3 protein-coding genes are annotated in these 1,118 nt (G+C 45.3%); 1 reads left to right on the top strand and 2 read right to left on the bottom strand.

Annotation, left to right across the window (positions count from 1 at the left end; all coding sequences use genetic code 11):
• On the bottom strand, positions 1-194 hold a 194-nt coding region (locus A1359_RS03775), incomplete at its 3' end, for a helix-turn-helix domain-containing protein (protein ID WP_066978257.1).
• The gene (locus A1359_RS22680) at positions 187-393 is read right to left on the bottom strand and encodes a type II toxin-antitoxin system RelE/ParE family toxin (RefSeq protein WP_198159264.1); all 207 of its coding nucleotides are present in this window, start codon (positions 391-393) and stop codon (positions 187-189) included. The genes A1359_RS22680 and A1359_RS03775, both read right to left, overlap by 8 nt.
• A 412-nt stretch (positions 394-805) precedes the next feature.
• Between A1359_RS22680 and A1359_RS03785 the strand changes: the two genes are divergently transcribed.
• A partial coding sequence (locus A1359_RS03785) for a hypothetical protein (RefSeq protein WP_198159265.1) occupies positions 806-1,118 on the top strand: 313 nt, incomplete at its 3' end.

A 1,118-nucleotide genomic window follows, 5' to 3' on the forward strand; every position in this document is an offset into this window, starting at 1 on the left:
CCACCTTCAATACGGGCAACAGCAGATTGCGTGGTGTGCATCCGCTCGGCCAATTCTCCTTGGGTCAGACCTGCGCGTGATCGTGCCTCGATCAGTGTCGCGGCCAGTGCAAACTCGTCTTCAAGTGTATCGTAAGCTTCTTTATAGGCTTTATCCTGCATCCATTTGGTATGCAGGGTGTTTATCTTAGTCATCTTGAACCTCCTTTGCTCGTGTCAGAGCGATTTCAATCTCACGACGTGGCGTTTTCTCTGTTTTCTTGATGAACACCCGCACAATTACCACCCGTTGCTTTCTGGCCGTCACATACAGCGCGCGTGATATGCCGTCTTGGCCCTTCATCCGCATTTCCCATATCTGGCCTTCAATATGCTTGATATGGGGCTGATGCACATTTTATAAGCCGGACATGGCGATCAGTTCCGCTATACGCACAAGACATGCTCGCATATCGGCAGGAAGCGCCTCAATCTCTTCATCCACGGTCGCATTAAGCGTTTCAACTGTCCACGTCATAAGGTTAAAAATATAGCAAATCTGCTATGTTGTCAATGAGATGAAGCGAGTTTTGCGGGAATGCTAATTTACTTTTACTGTCCCAATTTTGGGCATTATTTTCAAAGCCGATGACAGCGGATTGCCAAAGTGGATGTCATCTATCATTTTTTCAGAAGTCGAATGCGCAGCTGGCCTGATGTAAAATTTGGATTTACGCCTTAAGAGTGAGTTTTAAACAAACAACATTTCTGGGGTTCAGGCTTAGAATATCCAATATCATCACAAGCCGCGTAAAGATGAGGCGATTTTGAAAAATATAGCCGGGAATGATGTATCTATTTTTTTATACCGCTTTGAATTACGCGGTAATGCCATCGACTTTGTTTTGAATGAGGCGATTGCCGAGGATATGTACCCGGATATCGATGAGAAAATGAAACCGCTCGTCCACGCCTGTTGTGAAACACTTTTGCGGTACAGACACCTAAGTGTGAGTAGTACCATTATGGATGGCAATTTTCTGGTTACCGGAGAATTTGAGGTCATGCTGAGTAAGGGGCTAGGACAACACTTTGCGCATGATGAAAAGCAGCGGTTATTTCAGGATGCCAAAAATATTG

The organism is Methylomonas lenta (genome assembly GCF_001644015.1).
Lineage (GTDB): Bacteria > Pseudomonadota > Gammaproteobacteria > Methylococcales > Methylomonadaceae > Methylomonas > Methylomonas lenta.